The organism is Spirosoma migulaei (genome assembly GCF_054776855.1).
The window spans coordinates 92,258-112,766 of the sequence record NZ_BAAHBG010000005.1 but is presented as its reverse complement, the minus strand read 5'-3'; the positions used below and the strand labels follow the sequence as shown (position 1 = coordinate 112,766).

19 protein-coding genes are annotated in these 20,509 nt (G+C 46.8%); 8 read left to right on the top strand and 11 right to left on the bottom strand.

Annotated elements, in window-relative coordinates:
* The first annotated feature begins 78 nt into the window (after nt 1-78).
* Genes ACYVGO_RS05985 through ACYVGO_RS05975 form a run of 3 tightly spaced genes read left to right on the top strand, consistent with a single transcriptional unit; the run spans nt 79 to nt 3,991 of the window.
* Entirely contained in the window at nt 79-2,412 is a 2,334-nt protein-coding gene (locus tag ACYVGO_RS05985; protein WP_460968304.1) for a DUF7133 domain-containing protein, read from the top strand.
* Between the two features lie 9 nt (nt 2,413-2,421).
* On the top strand, nt 2,422-3,267 hold the full coding sequence (locus ACYVGO_RS05980) for a formylglycine-generating enzyme family protein (RefSeq protein WP_460968302.1): 846 nt from the start codon (nt 2,422-2,424) through the stop codon (nt 3,265-3,267).
* Nucleotides 3,268-3,295: 28 nt separating this feature from the next.
* Nucleotides 3,296-3,991, top strand: coding sequence for a 3-keto-disaccharide hydrolase (locus tag ACYVGO_RS05975; protein WP_460968300.1), 696 nt, complete (start codon nt 3,296-3,298; stop codon nt 3,989-3,991).
* Between the two features lie 70 nt (nt 3,992-4,061).
* Here ACYVGO_RS05975 and ACYVGO_RS05970 read toward each other — a convergent pair whose 3' ends face one another.
* The 4 genes from ACYVGO_RS05970 to ACYVGO_RS05955 form a co-directional block, all read right to left on the bottom strand.
* A complete protein-coding gene (locus ACYVGO_RS05970; RefSeq protein ID WP_142776128.1) occupies nt 4,062-5,483 on the bottom strand; it encodes an inorganic phosphate transporter in 1,422 nt (473 codons plus the stop codon).
* A 123-nt stretch (nt 5,484-5,606) separates the two neighbouring features.
* Complete coding sequence (gene rlmN / locus ACYVGO_RS05965; RefSeq protein ID WP_460968298.1) at nt 5,607-6,653, bottom strand: dual-specificity RNA methyltransferase RlmN; 1,047 nt, start codon at nt 6,651-6,653, stop codon at nt 5,607-5,609.
* A gap of 56 nt (nt 6,654-6,709) precedes the next feature.
* On the bottom strand, nt 6,710-7,237 hold the full coding sequence (locus ACYVGO_RS05960; protein ID WP_142776130.1) for a CvpA family protein: 528 nt from the start codon (nt 7,235-7,237) through the stop codon (nt 6,710-6,712).
* A gap of 108 nt (nt 7,238-7,345) precedes the next feature.
* The gene (locus ACYVGO_RS05955; protein ID WP_460968847.1) at nt 7,346-7,795 is read right to left on the bottom strand and encodes a GatB/YqeY domain-containing protein; all 450 of its coding nucleotides are present in this window, start codon (nt 7,793-7,795) and stop codon (nt 7,346-7,348) included.
* Nucleotides 7,796-7,927: 132 nt separating this feature from the next.
* Here ACYVGO_RS05955 and ACYVGO_RS05950 point away from each other — a divergent pair, with 132 nt between their 5' ends.
* Nucleotides 7,928-8,656: a pyridoxine 5'-phosphate synthase gene (locus tag ACYVGO_RS05950; protein WP_142776132.1), complete on the top strand. Its 729-nt coding sequence runs from the start codon at nt 7,928-7,930 to the stop codon at nt 8,654-8,656.
* A gap of 101 nt (nt 8,657-8,757) precedes the next feature.
* Nucleotides 8,758-9,831, top strand: coding sequence for a tRNA 2-selenouridine(34) synthase MnmH (mnmH, locus tag ACYVGO_RS05945; RefSeq protein ID WP_460968295.1), 1,074 nt, complete (start codon nt 8,758-8,760; stop codon nt 9,829-9,831).
* Here mnmH and ACYVGO_RS05940 read toward each other — a convergent pair.
* Entirely contained in the window at nt 9,828-10,418 is a 591-nt protein-coding gene (locus ACYVGO_RS05940) for a hypothetical protein (RefSeq protein WP_460968293.1), read from the bottom strand. The two genes, mnmH and ACYVGO_RS05940, sit on opposite strands and share 4 nt — an antisense overlap.
* Nucleotides 10,419-10,609: 191 nt before the next feature.
* Between ACYVGO_RS05940 and prfA the strand changes: the two genes are divergently transcribed.
* Complete coding sequence (gene prfA, locus ACYVGO_RS05935; RefSeq protein WP_460968291.1) at nt 10,610-11,683, top strand: peptide chain release factor 1; 1,074 nt, start codon at nt 10,610-10,612, stop codon at nt 11,681-11,683.
* A 180-nt stretch (nt 11,684-11,863) separates the two neighbouring features.
* Here prfA and ACYVGO_RS05930 read toward each other — a convergent pair whose 3' ends face one another.
* Genes ACYVGO_RS05930 through ACYVGO_RS05905 form a run of 6 tightly spaced genes read right to left on the bottom strand, consistent with a single transcriptional unit; the run spans nt 11,864 to nt 18,224 of the window.
* Nucleotides 11,864-12,799 (bottom strand): phosphatase PAP2 family protein, encoded by a 936-nt coding sequence (locus ACYVGO_RS05930; RefSeq protein WP_460968289.1) that lies wholly within the window; start codon nt 12,797-12,799, stop codon nt 11,864-11,866.
* A 19-nt stretch (nt 12,800-12,818) separates the two neighbouring features.
* Nucleotides 12,819-14,102: a DUF4833 domain-containing protein gene (locus tag ACYVGO_RS05925; RefSeq protein WP_460968287.1), complete on the bottom strand. Its 1,284-nt coding sequence runs from the start codon at nt 14,100-14,102 to the stop codon at nt 12,819-12,821.
* 19 nt (nt 14,103-14,121) lie between these two features.
* On the bottom strand, nt 14,122-16,689 hold the full coding sequence (locus ACYVGO_RS05920; RefSeq protein ID WP_460968285.1) for a DUF5686 and carboxypeptidase-like regulatory domain-containing protein: 2,568 nt from the start codon (nt 16,687-16,689) through the stop codon (nt 14,122-14,124).
* Complete coding sequence (locus ACYVGO_RS05915) at nt 16,686-17,063, bottom strand: GtrA family protein (protein ID WP_142776139.1); 378 nt, start codon at nt 17,061-17,063, stop codon at nt 16,686-16,688. Before ACYVGO_RS05915 ends, ACYVGO_RS05920 begins: the two co-directional genes overlap by 4 nt.
* Nucleotides 17,064-17,068: 5 nt before the next feature.
* Nucleotides 17,069-17,530: a phosphatidylglycerophosphatase A family protein gene (locus ACYVGO_RS05910; protein ID WP_460968283.1), complete on the bottom strand. Its 462-nt coding sequence runs from the start codon at nt 17,528-17,530 to the stop codon at nt 17,069-17,071.
* A 43-nt stretch (nt 17,531-17,573) separates the two neighbouring features.
* Nucleotides 17,574-18,224 (bottom strand): TetR/AcrR family transcriptional regulator, encoded by a 651-nt coding sequence (locus ACYVGO_RS05905; protein ID WP_246859349.1) that lies wholly within the window; start codon nt 18,222-18,224, stop codon nt 17,574-17,576.
* A gap of 244 nt (nt 18,225-18,468) precedes the next feature.
* Between ACYVGO_RS05905 and ACYVGO_RS05900 the strand changes: the two genes are divergently transcribed.
* Entirely contained in the window at nt 18,469-19,353 is an 885-nt protein-coding gene (locus ACYVGO_RS05900) for a PfkB family carbohydrate kinase (RefSeq protein WP_142776142.1), read from the top strand.
* A 329-nt stretch (nt 19,354-19,682) separates the two neighbouring features.
* Entirely contained in the window at nt 19,683-20,501 is an 819-nt protein-coding gene (locus ACYVGO_RS05895; protein ID WP_460968280.1) for a 2Fe-2S iron-sulfur cluster-binding protein, read from the top strand.
* Nucleotides 20,502-20,509: the final 8 nt, after the last annotated feature.

Here is a 20,509-nt window from a genome sequence, read left to right as displayed (position 1 = left end):
TAACCTATACCCCCTTTGTCAACCCACCTTATTTATAAGCGAATGACAAAGCCCCTTTATTCCTAAAGCCGAACTGTTATGAAACCGTTTTCCGAAGTAAACCCGGATCGCAAAAGTTGCCTTTTCTCTGTCTTTCTTCTTGCACTCATCTTCGTTTCCGTTAGTTGTAACAAGTCCTATAAAACGTCTTCCAGCAAAGACTTTACCCGAGTCGTACTGGATACAAATCCGTCTGTAGAGCCCTTATCGCCGGAAGCAAGTATTGAAAAAATTCAATTACCGCCCGGATATCATATTGAACTGGTAGCCAGCGAGCCCATGATTCAGGAGCCGGTTGCACTGGCCTGGGATGGCAACGGCAGACTGTATGTAGCCGAGATGAATACCTACATGAAGGATGCCAGCGCTACCGGTGAGTATGCGCCAACAAGCCGGATTAAACGGTTGGAGGATACGGATGGCGATGGCAAAATGGACAAATCAACCATCTTCATTGATAGTCTTGTTTTACCCCGCACCATTTTGCCTGTGGGCGATCAATTATTGGTGGGTATAACCAATGTTCTGCACATCTGGAGCTACCGGGATACAAACGGTGACGGAAAGGCCGATGAGAAGAAAATAGTCTTTAATAACGATGCCATCGACTCCCGAAATCTGGAACATCAGAATGGCGGGATGATCTGGAATCTGGATAACTGGATTTACCCCACGCGTGATAACCTTCGGTATAAATACAGGAACGGAAAACTGCTGGCCGACACCCTCGTCGACAATATGATTGGCCAATGGGGAATGACGACCGACAATTACGGTCGCTTATTTTACTCAGAAGCTGGCCCTGGATTGCCGGCAGTACAGATTCAGCAAAACCCAGCTTATGGGGCCCTGAACTTTGCCGATCAATATTCAGAAGGCTTCACGAAACCATGGCCAATTATCGGGACTGTCGATGCGCAGGGAGGACGAGAAGCGTTACGACCCGAAGATAATACGCTGAACAAGTACACGTCGGGCTGTGGGCAATCTATTTTCCGTGGCGACCGCCTGCCTACCGATATGCAGGGCGATTATTTCATTCCAGAGCCTGTAGGGCGGATTATTAAACGGGGGAAAGTGAGTAACAAAAACGGGAAAATTTACATCGAAGATGCCTACAAACAGCAAGATTGGCTGGCATCGGCCGATATGAATTTCCGCCCCATCAATACGTATACGGGTCCCGATGGCTGTTTTTACATTGTGGATATGTACCACGGCATCATTCAGGAAAGCGAATGGACAAAGCCCGGTTCGTATTTAGGGGGGATCATTCAGCAAAAAGGACTATATAAGAATCGGGGAATGGGCCGTATTTACCGGGTGGTGCACGACGACTTCAAGCGCGACACACGTAAGCCAAACATGCTCAATGAATCGGCCAGCCAGTTGGTTACCTACCTCGATCATCCCAACGGCTGGTGGCGCGACAATGCCCAATTATTGCTGATCATAAAGAATGACCAATCGGTTGTGCCGAGCCTAAAACAGATAGCCACTGGTGAAAAAGCATCGCTGGCGAAAGCACCTAGTCCATTAGCCCGTATTCATGCCTTATGGACGCTGGAAGGCTTAGATGCCATTGACAAACCAACCCTTTTTCGTGCATTTACCGACGCTGATCCACAAGTCAGAAAGACAGCCGTCTGGGTTAGTGAGTATTATCTAAAGAAAAAAGACCTGGAAGTAATCGAGAAACTGGCCTCCTTAAAAGCTGACCCAAGCGCCGATGTTCGCATCCAGTTGGCGTTATCACTTCGGAGCCATAAAACGCCCCAAACGCAGTCACTTGTCAAAACGCTGCTGGCCGAAAATCCGAAGAACGAACTCATGCAGTTCTCATTTACTACGTTTGCCGAATCCCAGAAAATGCTCCAGGCCGAGCAGGAACGAACCCGCAACCTAAGCCCCGCCGACCGCGCATTGGTAACGCGGGGAGCCACGATTTTTAAACAACTCTGCGCTACCTGTCATGGCCCCGATGGAAAAGGAATCGCGATGGGTGGCAAGCAAATGCCAGCTCCTCCTTTGGTCGGCTCGCCCCGCGTAAAAGGCGACAAAACACTCCTGATGCAGTTGCTACTAAATGGTATGCGAGGTCCCGTTGATGGCAAGACCTACCCGGATATGATGCCCTCAATGGCCAGTAACGACGATAAATGGATTGCCTCAGTATTGAGCTACGTCCGAAACAGCAGCGAACTAGGTAATAAAGCCTCCGTTGTTACGCCAGAAGAAGTTGCTTACACGCGTGCGAATACGCCCGTGATTTCGGCGGGGATGACCCAGCAGGAACTGGAAATATTTAAGTTAGGCCGGGCCGAACGAACAAACTGGAGCAAACCCGAAGAAAAGGATAAGTCTCATAAATAATCGCTTGTCATGAACCTGTCCTTCTTAAAAAAATTTCCGGGTTTTCTGCTCTTACTTGGCACGCACGCCCTATTTGCGCAGGAATCCACGTTTACGAATCGAATTGGAATGGAGTTCGTACTCATTCAGCCGGGGAGCATGATTGTTGGACGATTTCAGCCACCCTATCCGCACCAGCCTCAGCCAACAGAGGCATCTAAAAAGAGCGAGCCGGGCATACCGTGGACTCAACAAGATTATCAACTCGCCGAAACGTTGGTTAAGCAGGATGCACGGCCCGGCTTTACGGTCAAGATCAATCGCCCATACTACATTGGCAAATTTGAGGTAACTCAGGCCCAATGGAAGCAGGTTATGGGCATGAACCCATCCGCTTTTCAGGGGAGCAAGGTTAAGGACGAGGCAGACCAGCATCCGGTTGAGCAGGTTTCCTGGCAGGATGTTCAGAAATTCCTGACGAAATTAAATGCGCTGGATAAAGACCATCATTACCGGTTACCTACCGAATTCGAGTGGGAATATGCCGCTCGTGCAGGTGCTCAGGATGATATTTCGTGGAAAGCCATTTGGGCATCGGCACAGATGGGCTCAACAACAACGAGCAAGATAGGTCAGAAAACACCTAATGCCTGGGGACTTTACGATACGCTAGGCAACGTTTGGGAGTGGGTTCAGGATTATTACAACGAGAAACTCTTTGCCGACCCAACCGGCTCACCCCGCACAGGTAGCCAGCATGTGCTGAAAGGAGCCTCGTTTGTGGGTGATGTGAAAAATGCGACCTACATGACCCACGCAGCAGGGCCAGGCAACGGCTGGGATATTGGATTCCGGATCGTCATGGAAGTCAAGTAATCAACCCAACAACAAGATGGTCGTATCTATGACTCGCAGGAAATTAATTAGCCTCCTCCTACTTACACTGATAGTAAGCATTGCCAATGCTCAGATTGGCAAAATCCCATCGGGCTTCACACCACTTTTCAACGGAAAAGACCTGAAAGGATGGCACACCAGCCGAACATCGCACCAGGGTACTACCGGTAATTTTTACGTAGAAAACGGCGTCATTACGCTAAAACAATACCCGTATGGGCAAGGTGGTGTTCTGCTAACCGATAAAAAATACGGCAATTTCGAATTGTACCTGGAAGCAAAAGTTGACTCGTTTTGCAACGGGGGTATTTTCATTCGATCTACCGAAAGCGGGGCTGCTTATCAAATAGAACTGGCTATGCCCGGAGGCTTAGGTGATCTGTTAGGTGAGCGGATGAATGTGAGTAAGGGCGCTCGTGCCGAAACGATTGCTAAAGTCTGGAAACCCGGCGAATGGAATTCATTCCGTATCCGTATGGAAGGCGACATTCCCCATATTCGCTTATGGGTAAACGATCAATTTATGTGGGACGTTACAGAACCCGTAAACGACTTTGTGGCGGGTGAAACAAAAGGCATGATTGGCCTTCAGGCGCACTGGTCAGCCGTGTATTCGGCGGCAGCGGAGTCTTTCAATATGGCCAATTCCTGGAAACCCGGTGCTGCCCACCGCTTCCGGAATATTGCCATTAAAGAATTGTAACGTGGCCCTCTGGTCCGCATAGTTGAAGAATATTCTTCAACTATGCGGACCAGAGGGCCACGTTACTTTACTACAAAAGCCAGCGGAAGAAAATATAGAGGGTAAACGATAGCAATATCGAAACGGGTAGGGTAAGTACCCAGGCCAGAGCAATGTTCCGAACAGTAGAAGCCTGCAGGTTTTTAACCCCTTTACTGGCCACCATACTCCCGGCAATTCCAGATGACAAAACGTGTGTGGTACTAATTGGCAGCTTCAACCAGGTGCCAACTCCAATCATTGTTGCAGCCACTAATTCGGCAGATGCACCCTGGGCGTAAGTCAGGTGTTGCTTACCAATTTTTTCACCCACCGTTACCACAATCCGGCGCCAGCCAATCATGGTACCCAGGCCTAATGAAAGTGCAATCATCAGGATAACCCAGAAAGGGGCATAGTCCGTAAACCGACGCAAGCCACTTTCTTCACCAAGGCTTTTGTTCAAAGTCGCCATTTGGCTTGCACTTACGTTGGCACCTTCGTCGGCCGTAATTTTTTTCATATTGCTGTTAATCAACAGCAAATCCTTCCGGACATCCAGACGTTTTTCGTTCGGAATTTTCTTATCAACAAGTGCTCCGTTTATTAGCAGCTTTAATTCAGTCAGTTCAATACGGGTTTGTGCCAGCCGATCCCGGTTAATGGGCGAAAGCTGATTGGAATCCAGCACTGCAATGGTTTGCTCGATACCCGTGATGTTCGTCTGCATCAACCTTGGATCGAGGTCAGATTTAATGGCAAAGTGGTAAGGCACAATCCCAATCAGGATAAGCATAATCAAACCAACCCCTTTCTGTCCATCATTACTACCGTGGAAAAAACTCACTAAAGAACAGGTAGCAATCAATACAGCCCGAATCCAGGTAGGTGGTTCGCTGTTTTTCTTAGGCTCTTTAAAAAGCTGTGCTTTCACGTCCTCGGCCACTAACCGGCGAAGTACAAACATCAATACGATGGCGAGACTGAAACCCAGCAATGGCGATAGTAATAAGGCTTCGCCGGTTTCGATGGCTTTGTCCCAGTTAACAGCGGCTCCGGCTGTATTTTCAGGCAAGGTTGAGAAAGCAAGGCCAACGCCTAGGATGGAACCAATGAGTGTATGCGAGCTTGAACTGGGAATACCAAAATACCAGGTTCCTAAATTCCAGATAATAGCGCTCAGTAGCAAGGCCAGCACCATAGCCACGCTATGATACACGTTCTGATCAACCAGTAATTCAACAGGTAGCAGGTTTACAATACCCATTGCAACGCCAATACCACCCAGCAATACGCCAGTGAAATTGCAAATACCGGACCAGACAACGGCAACAGTGGGTTTCAGCGAATTGGTATAAATGACGGTTGCTACAGCGTTGGCTGTATCATGGAAACCATTTACAAATTCAAAAGCACAAGCAGCAAATAAGCTGATGAAGAGGAGGATAAAAACATCCGTTTCTAATCCAAACATGAGTGGGTGTCTTCTGTGTACAGGCAAACAGTGGGTCCGTAAGCCAATGATTGCCACAAAAGTAAGACAAACTTAGGAGAGCAGTATTACCAAATTGTTAAGTAGAGCCGCAAGTAGGCAGCTCTACTTCTTCCCCGCTAGTTGACCACAGGCCGCATCAATATCTTTGCCACGACTCCGACGCACATTTACCGTTACGCCTTTAGTTTCTAAAAAGTCTGCGAATTTATCTAGTGTCTGGGGATCGGTATTTTTAAAATTAGCCTCGGCAATCGGGTTGTATTCAATAATATTGATCTTAGCCGGAACGCGCTTTGTGAATTTCCAGAGTTCCTGGGCGTCCTGCAAGGTATCGTTGAAATTATAAAAGAGGATATACTCGAACGTAATACGGGTTCCCGTTTTCTTGTAGAAATAACCCAGTGCATCGCCCAAAGCCTCCAGCGTATTACTCTCGTTGATGGGCATAATCTGATCCCGCTTCTGGTCATTGGCGGCATGGAGTGAAAGCGCAAGATTGAACTTCACGGCATCGTCGCCAAGTTGCCGAATCATTTTAGCAATACCCGCCGTTGACACCGTAATCCGCTTCGGCGACATACCTAACCCATCAGCCGACGTAATGCGGTCCACGGATTCCAGTACGTTTTTATAATTCAATAGCGGTTCACCCATGCCCATGTACACAATGTTGGAGAGGGGAACATCGTAATTATCCTTCGCCTGCCGGTCAATGGCTACCACCTGATCATAGATTTCGGCAGCGTCGAGATTTCGCTTTCGATCCATGTAGCCCGTTGCGCAGAACTTACAGGTCAGCGAACAACCCACCTGGCTTGATACACAGGCAGTCATACGATCAATATCATCGTGACGTAACGATGGAATCAGAACGCCTTCCACCAGATTGCCATCAAAAAGTCGGAATGAGGATTTTATGGTACCGTCGTTGCTGCGCTGCTGCTGATCGACGGTTAATGGACGAATCTCAAAGTTTGTATTCAGCAACTCGCGCGTTGGCAGCGACAGATTCGTCATCTGCTCAAATGAAAGCGCCGATTTTTTCCACAGCCATTCATGAACCTGTTTGGCCCGGAATCCCTGTTCTCCGTTTTGAGTAAACCAGTCTTTTAACTGAACCGCAGTCAGTTTACGTATGTCTTGTTTCATGATACAAAGAGCGAAAGAGTGAATAGCGAAAGAGCGAAAGCAGAAAAACCACTCCTTCACTCTTTTACTCTTTCGCTCTTTACATTTTCTGCCCGCCATTTTTTTCCGGCTTCGAGTCCTTTCGGTACCCAAACGGCTGCTTTATCCATCACTTTGGGCGCAATAGGCCGTATGTAAGGATACAAGAATGCCGTTTCTGCCTGGCGAGCGGGCATTTTTACGCCCATATGGCTTAACAACCAAAGGATAACACTAATTCCAAAGACCCATGTAAAAAGACCTACAGCGGCTCCTGCTACACTATCAAATGTTCCTAGTACAGAATACTTAAGCGACCGTCGGATGGCCAACCCCATCTGATTGATCATCAATACAGTTGGGAAGAAAATCACTGAAAAGCCTAGCCATGGCAGGATTTTCCGGGCCAATTCGCGGCTGATGTAGGGACTGAGCAAGTCAATACCAAAAGCCAGAAATTTAAACCCGACTATCATGGCTACCACAAAGGCAATAACGGCTACGATCTCCACCAGGAGGCCTTTGCGATAGCCGTTAAAAACGCCCCAGGCAAGGGGGATGATCATGAGCAAGTCGAGGGTGTTCAAATTTTTAATGAGTGAATGAGTGAAAGAATGAAAGAGCGCAAAGAGCTTGCATCAGCAATCCACTCTTTCACTCATTCTCTCTTTCGCTCATTGTAACAATACCTTCACCATGGCCGAAATGGCTTTTCCATCAGTCTGGCCAGCTAGTTCTTTAGTTGCTACGCCCATTACTTTACCCATATCCGATGGCACGGAAGCACCAAGGCGGGTAATGATGGCCTGTAGTTTTTCTTTCAATTCGGCTTCGGAAAGTTGCTTGGGTAAATACTGCTCAATAACCGCAATTTCTGCTTCTTCTACAGCCAGTAAATCAGGGCGATTTTGTTGGCGATAGATGTCGGCAGAGTCTTTCCGTTGCTTTACAGCTTTGGTCAGAATTTTAGTTTCGTCTTCGGGTTTTAGTTCGCCTGTTTGACCTTCTTTGGTTTCTTCGAGCAGGATCATGGACTTCACGGCTCGTAACGCGCGAAGTTTGTCCTGATCTTTAGCCAGCATAGCCTGTTTTATATCGGCGTCAATTTGTGCTTTTAATGCCATTGTCGTAATGAATAATGTAGAATGTAAAATTGATAATGATTTATTGGTCGTAGCACCATGAACCATCATCGGTTTGGCAAAGTTAAGAAACCAGTCATTGTTCATTGTACATTACCCATTTTTCATTAGCTGATGACTCGTTTAAGCGTTAATATCAACAAAATTGCTACCATCCGGAATGCACGGGGTGGAAATAATCCAAATCTGGTACAGGTGGCTCTTGATTGCGAACGGTTCGGAGCACAGGGCATTACGGTTCACCCCCGTCCCGATGAGCGGCATATCCGTTATCAGGACGTTCTGGATCTTCACGACGTTGTTACAACTGAATTCAATATTGAAGGAAATCCCGATGATCGGTTCATCGAACTGGTAAAGCGGGTGAAGCCTGCTCAGGTAACACTCGTACCCGACGCTCCCGATGCCATTACCTCCAATGCCGGTTGGGATACCATTCGCCATGCCGATCACCTACGTCAGTTAATTGACACCTTCAAAGCCGATGGCATTCGCGTGTCTATTTTCGTTGATGCCGACGAACGTATGGTAGAAGGTGCCAAGGCCGTTGGTACCGACCGAATCGAGTTATATACAGAACCCTACGCAACGCACTATGCCGAGAATCGAGAAGCTGCGGTGGCTCCGTTTGTTCGGGCGGCAAAGCGAGCGAACGAACTAGGTCTGGGCCTGAACGCTGGCCACGACCTGAGTTTAGAAAATCTGCGTTATTTCAACGAGCAAGTGCCTGGGCTGGAAGAAGTTTCCATTGGCCATGCGCTTATTTGCGATGCGCTTTACTTTGGATTAGAGAATACGATTCAGATGTATTTACGCTGTCTGAACCGGGATTACACTGATTAAAGGATTTATCTGATTTTGCTTCCAACAGAAACGAATAAATAACAAAATCCTGTAAATCTATAAATTTGCTAACTATCGGCCGCGTCGGCGGTCCGACCAGAATGATTCATAAGTTATCCGTTGATGCTTTTTTAGACAAAGCCCAGGACCTACCCGTTATTGACGTTCGGTCGCCGGGAGAGTACGACCATGCGCATATTCCGGGTGCCATCAGCATTCCACTGTTTGATAATGAGGAACGGGCGCTGGTCGGCACGAAGTATAAGAACGCGGGGAAAGATGCGGCTGTGCTACTTGGTCTTAGTCTGGTCGGGCCAAAACTTGCCGATTTTGTTAAGCAATCGAAAAAACTCAATCCCTCAACTAAAGAAGTACTTGTGCATTGCTGGCGGGGTGGTATGCGTAGTGGCTCCTTCGCGTGGTTGTTAGATACGGCTGGCCTGACGGCTTCCACACTTATCGGCGGCTACAAAGCGTATCGCAACACGGTTCTGGCAGCCTTTTCAGAACCCCGAAATCTGATAATTCTGGGCGGAAAAACAGGGAGTGGCAAAACGGATATACTAAAAGAACTGGCCCGACAAGGAGAGCTGGTCATTGATCTTGAAGGACTGGCGCACCATAAAGGGTCGACCTATGGTGCCATCGGCCAGTTACCGCAACCTGCCACGGAGCAATTCGAAAATCAGCTGTTTACGAAGTGGCGACAACTTGACCAGCTCCCCGAATCATCCTCCCGCCGAGTATGGCTCGAAGACGAAAGTAGAAGTATAGGCTCCTGCTTTATTCCAATGCCACTCTGGCAACAAATGAGGGTTGCCCCTGTAGCCTTTATCGACCTTCCCAAAGAAATCCGTATTCAGCGACTAGTAGCCGAATACGCCGGAATCGACCCAGCGGCCCTCGTTGCCGCAACCGAACGCATTCGGAAACGACTCGGCGGAAAAGTGACGAAAGACGCGCTGGATGCACTAGCCCGCCAGGATTACGCTACCGTTGCTGATTTGACACTGGATTATTACGATAAAGCCTACCTGCACGGGCTGTCTCTGCGCGATGCTGACCGTATTCACTCAATAGACATTAAGGAAGATAACCCACCAGAAACAGCACGGCAACTAATTGAGTGGGCCAATGCCAGCAGTTTGGGCTCGCCAGTCAACGCTAATCGCTAGGATTGTTTCTTTTTCTTGGTATCGCTCATCCGCCGAACCACTTCCCGTTTCTTAAAACCCAGGTGCCAAACCGCAAAGGGTGTCTCCTGGTTGCCAAAACAGGCTGCACAAATCAGGCTATTGACCGCAACAGGTACATTGTACACGAATGTTGTATCCGTGATTTTCTGAATGTTAGAACTAGATACCATTTTCTGTTTGGTGCCGTACAGATAAGCATCCAGGATTTCCCGCTCTTTAGTGCTTAACCCTTTATTCTGGATATCAGCTTCGCCTAGTAAGCGGATATCCAGTGCATAGTTTTCGGCAATAGCTTTTGTACGAGGCAGATTTTGTAGCTGACAGAGTTTGGCTCGTTCAGCAGGATTTGTCGTTTTCTGGAGTTGAGTGGTTAGCTCTTTTTCAACTGCGACACTGACTTTCGTGCCAAGATTATCAACAGTTTCAATGAGGTCAGCATTCGTAATCCGTTTAATCTTCGAGTCGGCCATTTCTGCCTTTAGCTCACTGGTATAATGCACCCGTTCAGGATTACAGGCCCCTAAAAAGCTGGTTAACAGAGAAAACAGAAGCAAGGAGCGTATCATATAACAGGAACTTAATGCGGTTACGTTTCGTCATTTATCAGGAAAACCATCCTGGCGTCGGCTTGGTTGCAATTACGCAATACAAAGCTGAATTGCCGGGATGCCAGACCACGGGATTTTCGTAATTTTGTATTTCTTAATTGTCACATCGTCTTGTCATTCTATTAGAACGACAAATAAAGTTATAACTCATGCTTGACCAGTTAGAAGCCATTCGTGAACGCTTCAACGAAGTAGCTCAACAAATTGTGCAGCCCGAGGCCGTTTCGGACCAGAAGCGCTTCATGAAGCTTAGTAAAGAATATAAGGATTTAGAAAAGATTGTTGTGCAGTACCAGGCGTACACCCAACTGCTTGAAGAAATCGAGAATGCCAAGCAAATCATCGCAACCGAGAAGGACGAAGATTTCCGGGAGATGGCCAAAGGCGAATTAGATGAGTTACTACCCCGCCGGGATACGCTGGAGGAAACACTCAAGGAAATGCTGATGCCCAAAGACCCCAACGACAGTAAAAACGTTATCCTCGAAATTCGCGGGGGGACCGGGGGCGATGAGGCCGCCATTTTTGCGGGCGATATTTTCCGGATGTACCAACGCTTCTGCGAGAAAATGGGCTGGAAAATGTCTCTCGTTGATTATACCGAAGGCACATCGGGTGGTTATAAAGAAATTATCACCGAAGTAGAAGGGGAAGATGTATACGGAAAGCTCAAGTTTGAATCGGGAGTTCACCGTGTGCAACGCGTACCCGCAACCGAAACCCAGGGCCGGATTCACACGTCAGCCGCCAGCGTAGCCGTACTTCCCGAAGCCGAAGAGGTAGACGTTGACATTAACATGAACGACATTCGCAAGGACACGTTCTGTTCATCGGGGGCGGGTGGTCAGTCGGTTAACACGACCTACTCAGCGGTTCGTTTGACCCACATTCCAACGGGTCTGGTGGTTCAGTGTCAGGACGAACGATCGCAGTTGAAAAATTTCGATAAAGCCTTAACGGTATTACGTTCCCGCCTGTACGAAATCGAGTTACAGAAACACAATGATGCTATTGCTTCGCAGCGCAAAACGATGGTAGGTAGTGGCGACCGTTCCGATAAAATCCGGACCTATAATTACCCCCAAAGTCGCGTTACCGATCACCGCATTGGTCTTACAGTATATAATCTCCCTGCCGTTATGGACGGTGGTATTGGTGAATTTATCGAGCAACTCCGCATCGCTGAAAACGCCGAGCGGCTGAAAGAAGGCGCAACGGCTTAAGCCTAGTTGTACCCACGGGCTTCAGCCCGCGCAAATGTGGATAGGATTGAAATACGGGCTTTATCCGTGGATACAAACAGGAAGGGGCAAATCGAGTCGATTTGCCCCTTCCTGTTTGTATCCACGGATAAAGTGGTTCATGACTACGAACCCCAGCAACATTTATAGCGCAACCTGTTGCTAAGCCGTTAACGCGGTCATTCGCTGAATAAAACCCGTTAGCCAGCGCGTTTTATATACTTGATTAAAAAGCGTAATGCCGATCACAGCGCAGGTAATGCCCGCCATGACATCCAGTACATAATGATGGCTTGTATAAACGGCCGAAAACCAGATACCCACCATCACAACCGCAAAAAATAGATTGACCAGTCCCAGCTTATTTTTTATGCCGTAGTACAAAACAATCACGGGATACGACGAATGAAGCGAAGGCATAGCCGCAAACACATTCGAGCTTTTGGCATAAATACCACTAAAGAGCGAAATACCAAAATACTGATCAAAATTGGCTAAGCCAGCGGTGTTTCCGGGTGTGTGCGGATGAAAGGTAAAGCCATACAGCTGTACGTACCAGGGTGGAGCAGCGGGATATAGATAGTAGATAATAAAGCCAAGCAGATTAACCAGCACAAACGTCAGCGCCAGGGGAAAGAACGCTGGTCGATTTTTGATGAAAAGGTAGGTAGCGAACAGCAGAGGAATAGGAATCCAGCTTACATAAAACAGCCCGGTCAGTACGTTTAAAAATGTTGTTCGGTGGGCCAGCCAGTATTCATTGGGCGTTAGAACTGAAGAGTCGGCGGGAATACCAAACAGGCTCTTTTCAAGTAAATACAGGGATTTGATGTGTACATCATTGTATTGGTAGTTTGGAAACGCTTTCATGTAGTCGAAAATGATCCAGTACACAATGAAGATTGAAAACCCGATTAGAAACTTACGGCTCTGGTCGGAAGCAAAGAATAGCGCATTCACTAGCCCAACCAACACCAACTGATCTGACTTAAAGCCAACCAATATAAAGGATAGCAACAGATAACCCAGAGAGACGATACTTAGTGTTAGAATCTGTTTGTAACGAGATGGGCTGGTAATTGAGGAAGTAGGTGTCATTTTATTACTAAACACGGTACTAGACCATAATACGTTCAACAGTACTCTCTCCCGTAGACGCATTGATCCCTTCAACCTGAATATACTTTACATTCGGCTTCCACATGGTCCCGCCTTCTATATGCAGATAAAGGCGTCTTAGAATTACCTTTTTCTGATTCACGTTCGCGTAGACGTAGTAGCCTGCATCCCGTTCCGATTTAGCCAATCGTAAAGGGAATTTTTTATAGGATACAAAGTTCAGTTCATACTCCTGGTTTGAGAGCGCCCGCGCTTTGATCCCATACGCAAACGTACGTTGAATGTACGAAAGCTCCTTCTGCTGACTTTCTTCGGTATAGCGAATCCAGAAAACATGAACGGGGTCCTGCTTATCCAACTGGCCATTTTTTACATTCAGCGCACAGATAATCGTATTTGAATTCGGGTCTCGCTGAAGGTAAAACAACTGGTTAGGAATATTTCTAGGTACCGGAAAGCTGGTTATTGGCTGATCGTGGTCAGACGTCAACTTCTTCGGAACTGCCGATTGGCTCAATGAAGGAGCCAGGAGCAAGAGTGCCAAAACCAGAGCACCCGGCAAAGAGGCTGACTTTTCTTTTTGCGTAAGTGCTTTTTTTGAATCCGTCAACCGCTTATAGGCCGTTATATTGGTCATAAACGCCATGATCGTTAGCGGTAGCGTAAAAATGGACATTGTTTCAAAAACGTGCACAGGAATACCCGGCACATACAGCTTAAAATCAGGCCCGAGCAGAGGGGCCAGACAACCACATGCCAGCGCCGACACGCCAATGGTTATGACCCGTTCGGGGCGCTGCATAAGACCGCCTTTGCACTCGATGCCTAAGCCCTCGGCCCGGGCGCGAATGTAGCTGACCATCATGGAACCGATCAGCGCAATAAATGCAAACAACGAACCCAAAAAGTAATGCTGGGCAATCAGGTAATAACAAATACCCAGAAACATGATCAGTTCACTATAACGATCCAGTACCGAATCGAAAAGCGCACCATATAGCGAACTCATCTTACCCAGACGCGCTACCTGTCCATCCAGCATATCAAATAAACCGGCAAACAGTACCAGCGCTCCGGCCCAGCCAACATAGCTTAAATCGCCCCGGTTGCCTTGCTGAGCCCCCAGAATGAAGATACCCGCTACGCCTATGTTTAACACCAGACCAATGGTTGTGATCATGTTTGGTGTTAGCCCTAACCGAATTAGTAATCTAACGATGGGATTGATGACCGTATAAATCCCGAATTGAATTTTTGTGCGAAACGAAAGTGCCTGTTGCATAGTGAGTAGGCGTCATAAGTTAAAAATCAAATGTGGCCCGGGCGCGTATACCCCATTGTGACACATTTGGATGATCTAAGTAATTGAGTCGTTTAACCAGGTCGACCCGGAAAAACTTAAATACGTTGGCAACACCTGCACTGGCTTCAATGTAAGGTGTTTTGTTTAACGTGTACGTGTACGGTACCCCCGACGCATCCGTTGGGAATTCGTACAGCGATGGATTCTGCTGAGGGTCATTCTGACTCCGTAAACCACCATAGAGCGCTTTAAATGAAACGGCTTCCCGCCATTTCAGTTTTTTAAACAAGGGGATTTTATTAAAGAAAAATCCATTGAATGAGTGGTCAATACTCAGGCTGGCATAGTGGTCGCTAACGAATTCCAGAAAATTCATCAGGTTATACGAATTCAGTTGATACGCATACGTTTGGTTAGCCCGGTGAATTGTCAACAGAGGGAAAGGGACTTGCCCGAAAATATAGCCACCCTGCAACGTTACATTTGAATACCCCAGCTGGGATAACAAAAAGCGCTTGCTAATGCTCCCCATTAAATTCTGATAGTTGTATTGGCTACCAAGTAAGCCCTGTACGCCAGCGGCAAAGCGGAGTGTGTATACCGGATAGCGGCCCACAATCGGCACGCGGTAAATCTTACCCTGATAGAATTGCTCATTAGGCGCCCAACGCGTTTCTACTGAAAACTCAGACGTTGTTAGCGTATGAGACGGTGCAGCATCGCTCTCATCAATTCGCTTAAACTGGAGTGCCCCAGCTGGTGACTGCTGCCAGTTTTTGAAGCCAATCGTATAAGAAAAGTGGTTCTCAAATTCATGAACGTAGTCAATCCGCCAGGTATCGTTATAGAGCCATTTATCATTAACACCCCGTTTGAACGACAGTAGAAAATTATCCTCCTGCACAAATTGAAGTTCCTGACCTGGAATCTTCGTATCGCGCTGAAAACTGGCCCGAACGTAATTTTGCGGAAACTGGTAAATAGTCTTATTGTTAATAGAATACGTTCCACTCAGAAAATACTTCCAGCGCTGGTCTTTAAACCCATAAGCCGCATAGGTTTCGGCATAGTAGCGTTTGCTTAACTCAGGCGTGGTACGTCCGCCCAATCGGAGCCGAAACCCCTCAACCGGATTGAAACTATAGAATGTATTGGCCGGACCTACTTCAAACGCATTGAATGATTTGTAACCCGCCAATAAGAATGTCAACGTACCCATCGTGCGCCTGAACGAGGGCATTTGTTTCAAACTATCAATATTGGCATACACCTTCGACTCGGAGGCAGAGAGCGTATCATGGCGGTTTTCTTTCCAGAACAGGTCAGTTTTTGTGGCCGCATCAGCTTCTACGACCTGTGGTGGACCCGTATAAAAATCATCAGAGTGTGCTTCGTTCGTTATATAGTTCCGATACGACAAGGTTCTCTCACCGAAGATACCCCCGCCTTTTCCTTTGCTAATGCCAAAATCGGCCAGTAAATCACTCTTACTCAGGAAGTATTTCCCGTCTGTATGCTGATCAAATTGCAGTCGAATCCGTAGATCGCGAACCCAGTTCAGGTTAATTTTGGGGTTTACCGTTAGATCTATTTTCTGAACCGCATAATTACTATCCAGGGTCACGTACATTTTCCCTTCAAACAGCATGTCGGTCCCATTACGGGGCACAAAGTTCAAGCCGACCAGCTTTGTCGTACCAATCACGAGTGTATCGGCCAGATAATACTGATAGAAGGTTGGGGCACTACTGGCAATGGGGCTGAGGAACTGGTTGGTCATCAAAAAGATCGAATTCGAATAAATATCGACCTTTGAATACATCCGATTCAGGTAAAGACTAAGGCCATTGTTGTCGAAATACTGGCCAAAATCGACCCGTTTTTTCGCCTTAATAATGGTTTTTTCCTTCTCTGGATTTTTACGATAATACGTATCGGATACTTTTTCTTCCAGATAAACGGGCAACAGGGATTTCCCCGGCAACGTAGTCGTGTCCCGATTGTTCAGTAGAAAGCGGTACTTCTGAAAGATTTTTCGTTCTGCTACTTTGGTAGATAAACTACTGAGCGAAAACTGAAGTTTATCGTATTCTTCATAGGCCGCATACTCGTAATGCCCGATCTGATTTTGTTCTTTGTGACTGATTACATTTCTGATCAGTTCAACAGCCGGATTATTTTTATTCCGATACCGTTCCTGCTTGCTTTTTCGAATGACAACTTCATTCAAAAGCTGGGAATCCGGCTCCAGCCGAAGGTTTACCTGCTGTGCTGAGCCAGGTTTAATTGATCTGACGATTGATTTATAGCCAAGAAATGAAACGGAAACTTGCATAAAGTTTCCGTTTGCCGTTAACGTATAAGTCCCTCGTTCATTACTGGTCGTACCAATTGTGGTGCCCACAAAAATAATGTTGGCAAACGGCAAGGGCTGGTTGGAAGCCCCGTCGATAATGGTTCCAGTAACAGTAGTTGTCTGTGCGCGGCTCAAACCAGAAATAAGCAACAATAAGCCGCACAGGAGCGAGACTATACGGTATGGTGCGCAACGGTATAAATGATTCATGACATGGTGAAGACGAAGTCTTTCTGTAAAAAATAATTGTAACTGACGCCAACCAGTATACCTACGATAGTTTTGGCTACCAGGTACTGGACACCCAGGAAATGAGTGGCGACGAAAAGTCCGGTTGCATTAGCGCCTGCATTGCCGAGCCACACAAGGACAAACCGACTGAACTGTGAGGCAACGGGCTGATTACTATTGGCAAACGTCCACTTTTTTGAAATAATAAAACTGACAAGCCCACCACCAATTGCCCCGCTTACACTACCCGATAAATACCAGAAGTGCCACAGACGCACACACAGAATAGTCGTCAAAAAGTCGACCCCTGTAGCCATAAGGGATGTAGCCTGAACTTTAATAAATGTTTGCATTCGATTTATAAAATACCCAAACCCAGAGCAACCTGTAACACTATGTTCGCATAAAGACCGGCGAGCAGATCGTCCAGCATAACGCCCCAGCCTCCACTCAATTTTTCCAGCTTTCGAATACCGAAGGGCTTGGCTATATCAAACAGACGAAATAAAAAAAGTCCTGCCAGCAGGGTCTTTTCGTTAATCGGGATAAACAACAAACTCAGACACATACCAGCGACTTCGTCAATAACAACCCGGTAGCTGTCTTTACCCCACTCCGCTTCAACTACATTTGCCGACCAAATTCCAATTACCGTAATCAAGCCAGTGACTAGTAACGGAACGAGAATCGGATCGCCACTGGCCTGCGCCATAGCAGGCCAGGCCAGATACCAGACACCGCAACACACAACTGCGGCTACCGTGCCTCCGCCTTTCCGGATATAGCCAATGCCCAGGCCGGTAGCAATTAGTTTATGCATTGATTATAGCCTTTATCCAATAACAGGTTGTGTCCATTACTTGTTAGTTAACCTGCTGTAATTCAATGTCACTTATAGATTCAGGCATTGGTTCAGCGATGAATAAAAAGTTAATAATCATCTCCGTAATAAACCGTTTATGATCATCAGCATAGGTATTAAATGCCTCTTCATCCATTTGCCAGGTACTCATCGTAATGGCTTTGCCCAGAAAAATAAACTGCGTGTTCGACAGTAAAAGGCTCAACACATGTTGCATTTTAACGGGACGCACGATGCCTTGACGAATCGCTTCGTTTAGCTGCTGCTCAAAGAGTAAAGCCGCCTGGGTTTTAGCCGTCTGTATAAGGTTTATTAACTGATCTGGGTCCCGGTGTAACTCATTCAGGATAAAGATGCACAGGCTCGGATTCTGCTTGAACGTCTGAAAATCGTGTTCTATTAATTCAATAATTTTCTCTTTCAGACTAATAGGCTTATTGAGCACTGTTATCATGCCTTGAAAGAAGAGTTGAAGCATTTCCTCGAAAACAAACGCGAACAATTTTTCTTTACTACGGAAATAGTAATTCATCAAGGCACAGTTCAGCCCAGCCTCCTTGGAAATATCGCGGGTTGTAGCTCCAGTAAAGCCTTTTTCCAGGAATACTTTTCGGGCTGCTTCTTTAATTTTCTCTTCAGTTGAACTAACCATTTGCATCATTACTGGGTTTTGTTGTGTAAAGATACGGATGCTTATTTATATTTGTCAACTGTTTTAATCAAATGTTTAAACTATGTGATTAAAGCAATTCATTATATGAAATTATTGCGAGCGTTGACCAATTTCATTCGTTTATAGAGGTCGACACCCCTTACCCTAGTAGCTCGCGGTACTGGATAACAGTAATAGTATCAACACTCAAACGTAGTCTGTCAAAAAAGGCTAGACATCAATTATGATCGACATCTGCACAATTGGCCATATATCACTGGACAAAGTCGTCACTCCGCATTCGGTGACTTATATGCCGGGCGGAACTTCTTTTTATTTTTCTAAAACGCTTTTACAGGCGGATATCGAGTATAAACTAGTCACGGCGCTTGCCTTGCAGGAACATCATATTGTTGATGATCTGCGGGCGGAGGGCGTTGATATTTACACCTTACCAAGTACGCACACTGTTTATTTTCAAAACAGTTATGGCGACGACCAGGATTACCGCGAGCAACAGGTACTACGAAAGGCCTCTCCCTTCAGTGTTTCGCAAATGCCCGAATTGCGTGCCAAGGTATTTCATCTGGGACCACTGCTTGCCGATGATATTCCGGTCAAGCTAATTCAGGATTTATCAAAAAATGGGCTGGTATCGTTAGATATACAAGGCTACTTACGGCGTGTCTGGAATAAAAAAGTAGTCTATCAGGACTGGCCCGCCAAAAAGAAAATCCTTCCGTATGTCAGTATTTTAAAGGCCAATGAATTTGAAATGGAACTTGTTACGGGCCGAAAGAATACGAGGGAGGGAGCTATGTATCTGGCCGATCTGGGCGTGCGCGAGGTAATTATCACGCTCGGGAGTAAAGGGTCTCTCATTTATACAGGAGGTATCTTTTATGAAATTCCAGCGTTCAAGCCTAGGGCTGTAGTGGATGCCACTGGCTGTGGCGATACCTATATGGCAGGTTATTTACTGAAACGCGTTAAGGGTAGCCACGTGCAGGAGGCCGGCGAATTTGGAGCGGCACTAGCCACATTAAAAGTTGGCTCATCAGGTCCCTTTTCTGGCCCTCTTGATTTGGTTACTACATTAGGATTAGGAGAGCAAGGCGTTTTAAGTTAACGCCCTAAGGCTTAGTCACAAAAAAGCGTGCATTGACTAGCTAGCAGGTAAATTTTCAGAAACCATCAGAAAACGCGAATGGATTGATAGCATATCAATCCATTCGCGTTTTCTGATTACCAGGAATCTGATGTTTGTAAACCCTGTGGTCTAAGCGCTTGCCAACTCCATCTAGTCGCATGCGGTTATACATACGTTTTCGTTTGATAAGAGTAACTTTATTTACCGAACAATCCCAACAGAGAACGGTTAACTTAGATGATCCTACCGCCATACAACCAGCCTCCGAAATCGTTTAATTCTTAAACCCGTATTCTCCGACCAATTGCATGCAGGACGAAAACGAAACACCTCAATTGACAGAGGATGAAAAGAAACTATTCGAAGAGTTGATGCCAGAAGATCTGGCCGAAATTCTCGATATAGGTGTCAACAGACGTCATTTCCTGAAGTTAATAACCCTGGCTAGCGGAGGAATCCTGGCTGCGCAGTCAGCGGTTGCAGAGCAAGTACTAATCAGACCACTGAGTGCACCGTTACCAGCCGAACTCTCTCCCACAACTATCGAAAACGGTGTAACTATATCGTTCAAGGTCAACGGTACCGTTCGTAAGCTGATGGTTGATTCCAGAATGACCCTACTAGACACGTTACGGGAAAGGCTGGAACTGACTGGCTCCAAAAAAGGCTGCGACCACGGGCAATGCGGTGCCTGCACCGTGATCGTAGACGGACGACGGGTATTATCCTGCCTGACCCTGGCCGCAGCCTGCGAAGGCAAAACGGTTAAAACGATTGAAGGAATCGCCCAGGGGAATGACAGTCGGAATGCCGCATCACCAACCGTTCGGCTTCATCCAGTGCAGGAAGCATTCCTTAAACATGACGGATTTCAATGTGGGTTCTGTACACCTGGACAAATCTGCTCGGCGGTGGCGCTATTAGAGGAGGCCAGAAACGGCGAGCTAAGTTATGTATCGGAAACCATCCGTAAAAAGGCGGCCCCGCTTCAGTTATCAACCGAGGAAATTCGGGAGCGGATGTCTGGGAACATATGCCGCTGTGGGGCTTACCCAAATATTGTTGCCGCCATTCAGGAGGTTCAGAGCGGAAAACCCGTAGAACAAACCTGGCACATTATAGGCTAATCGCTCTG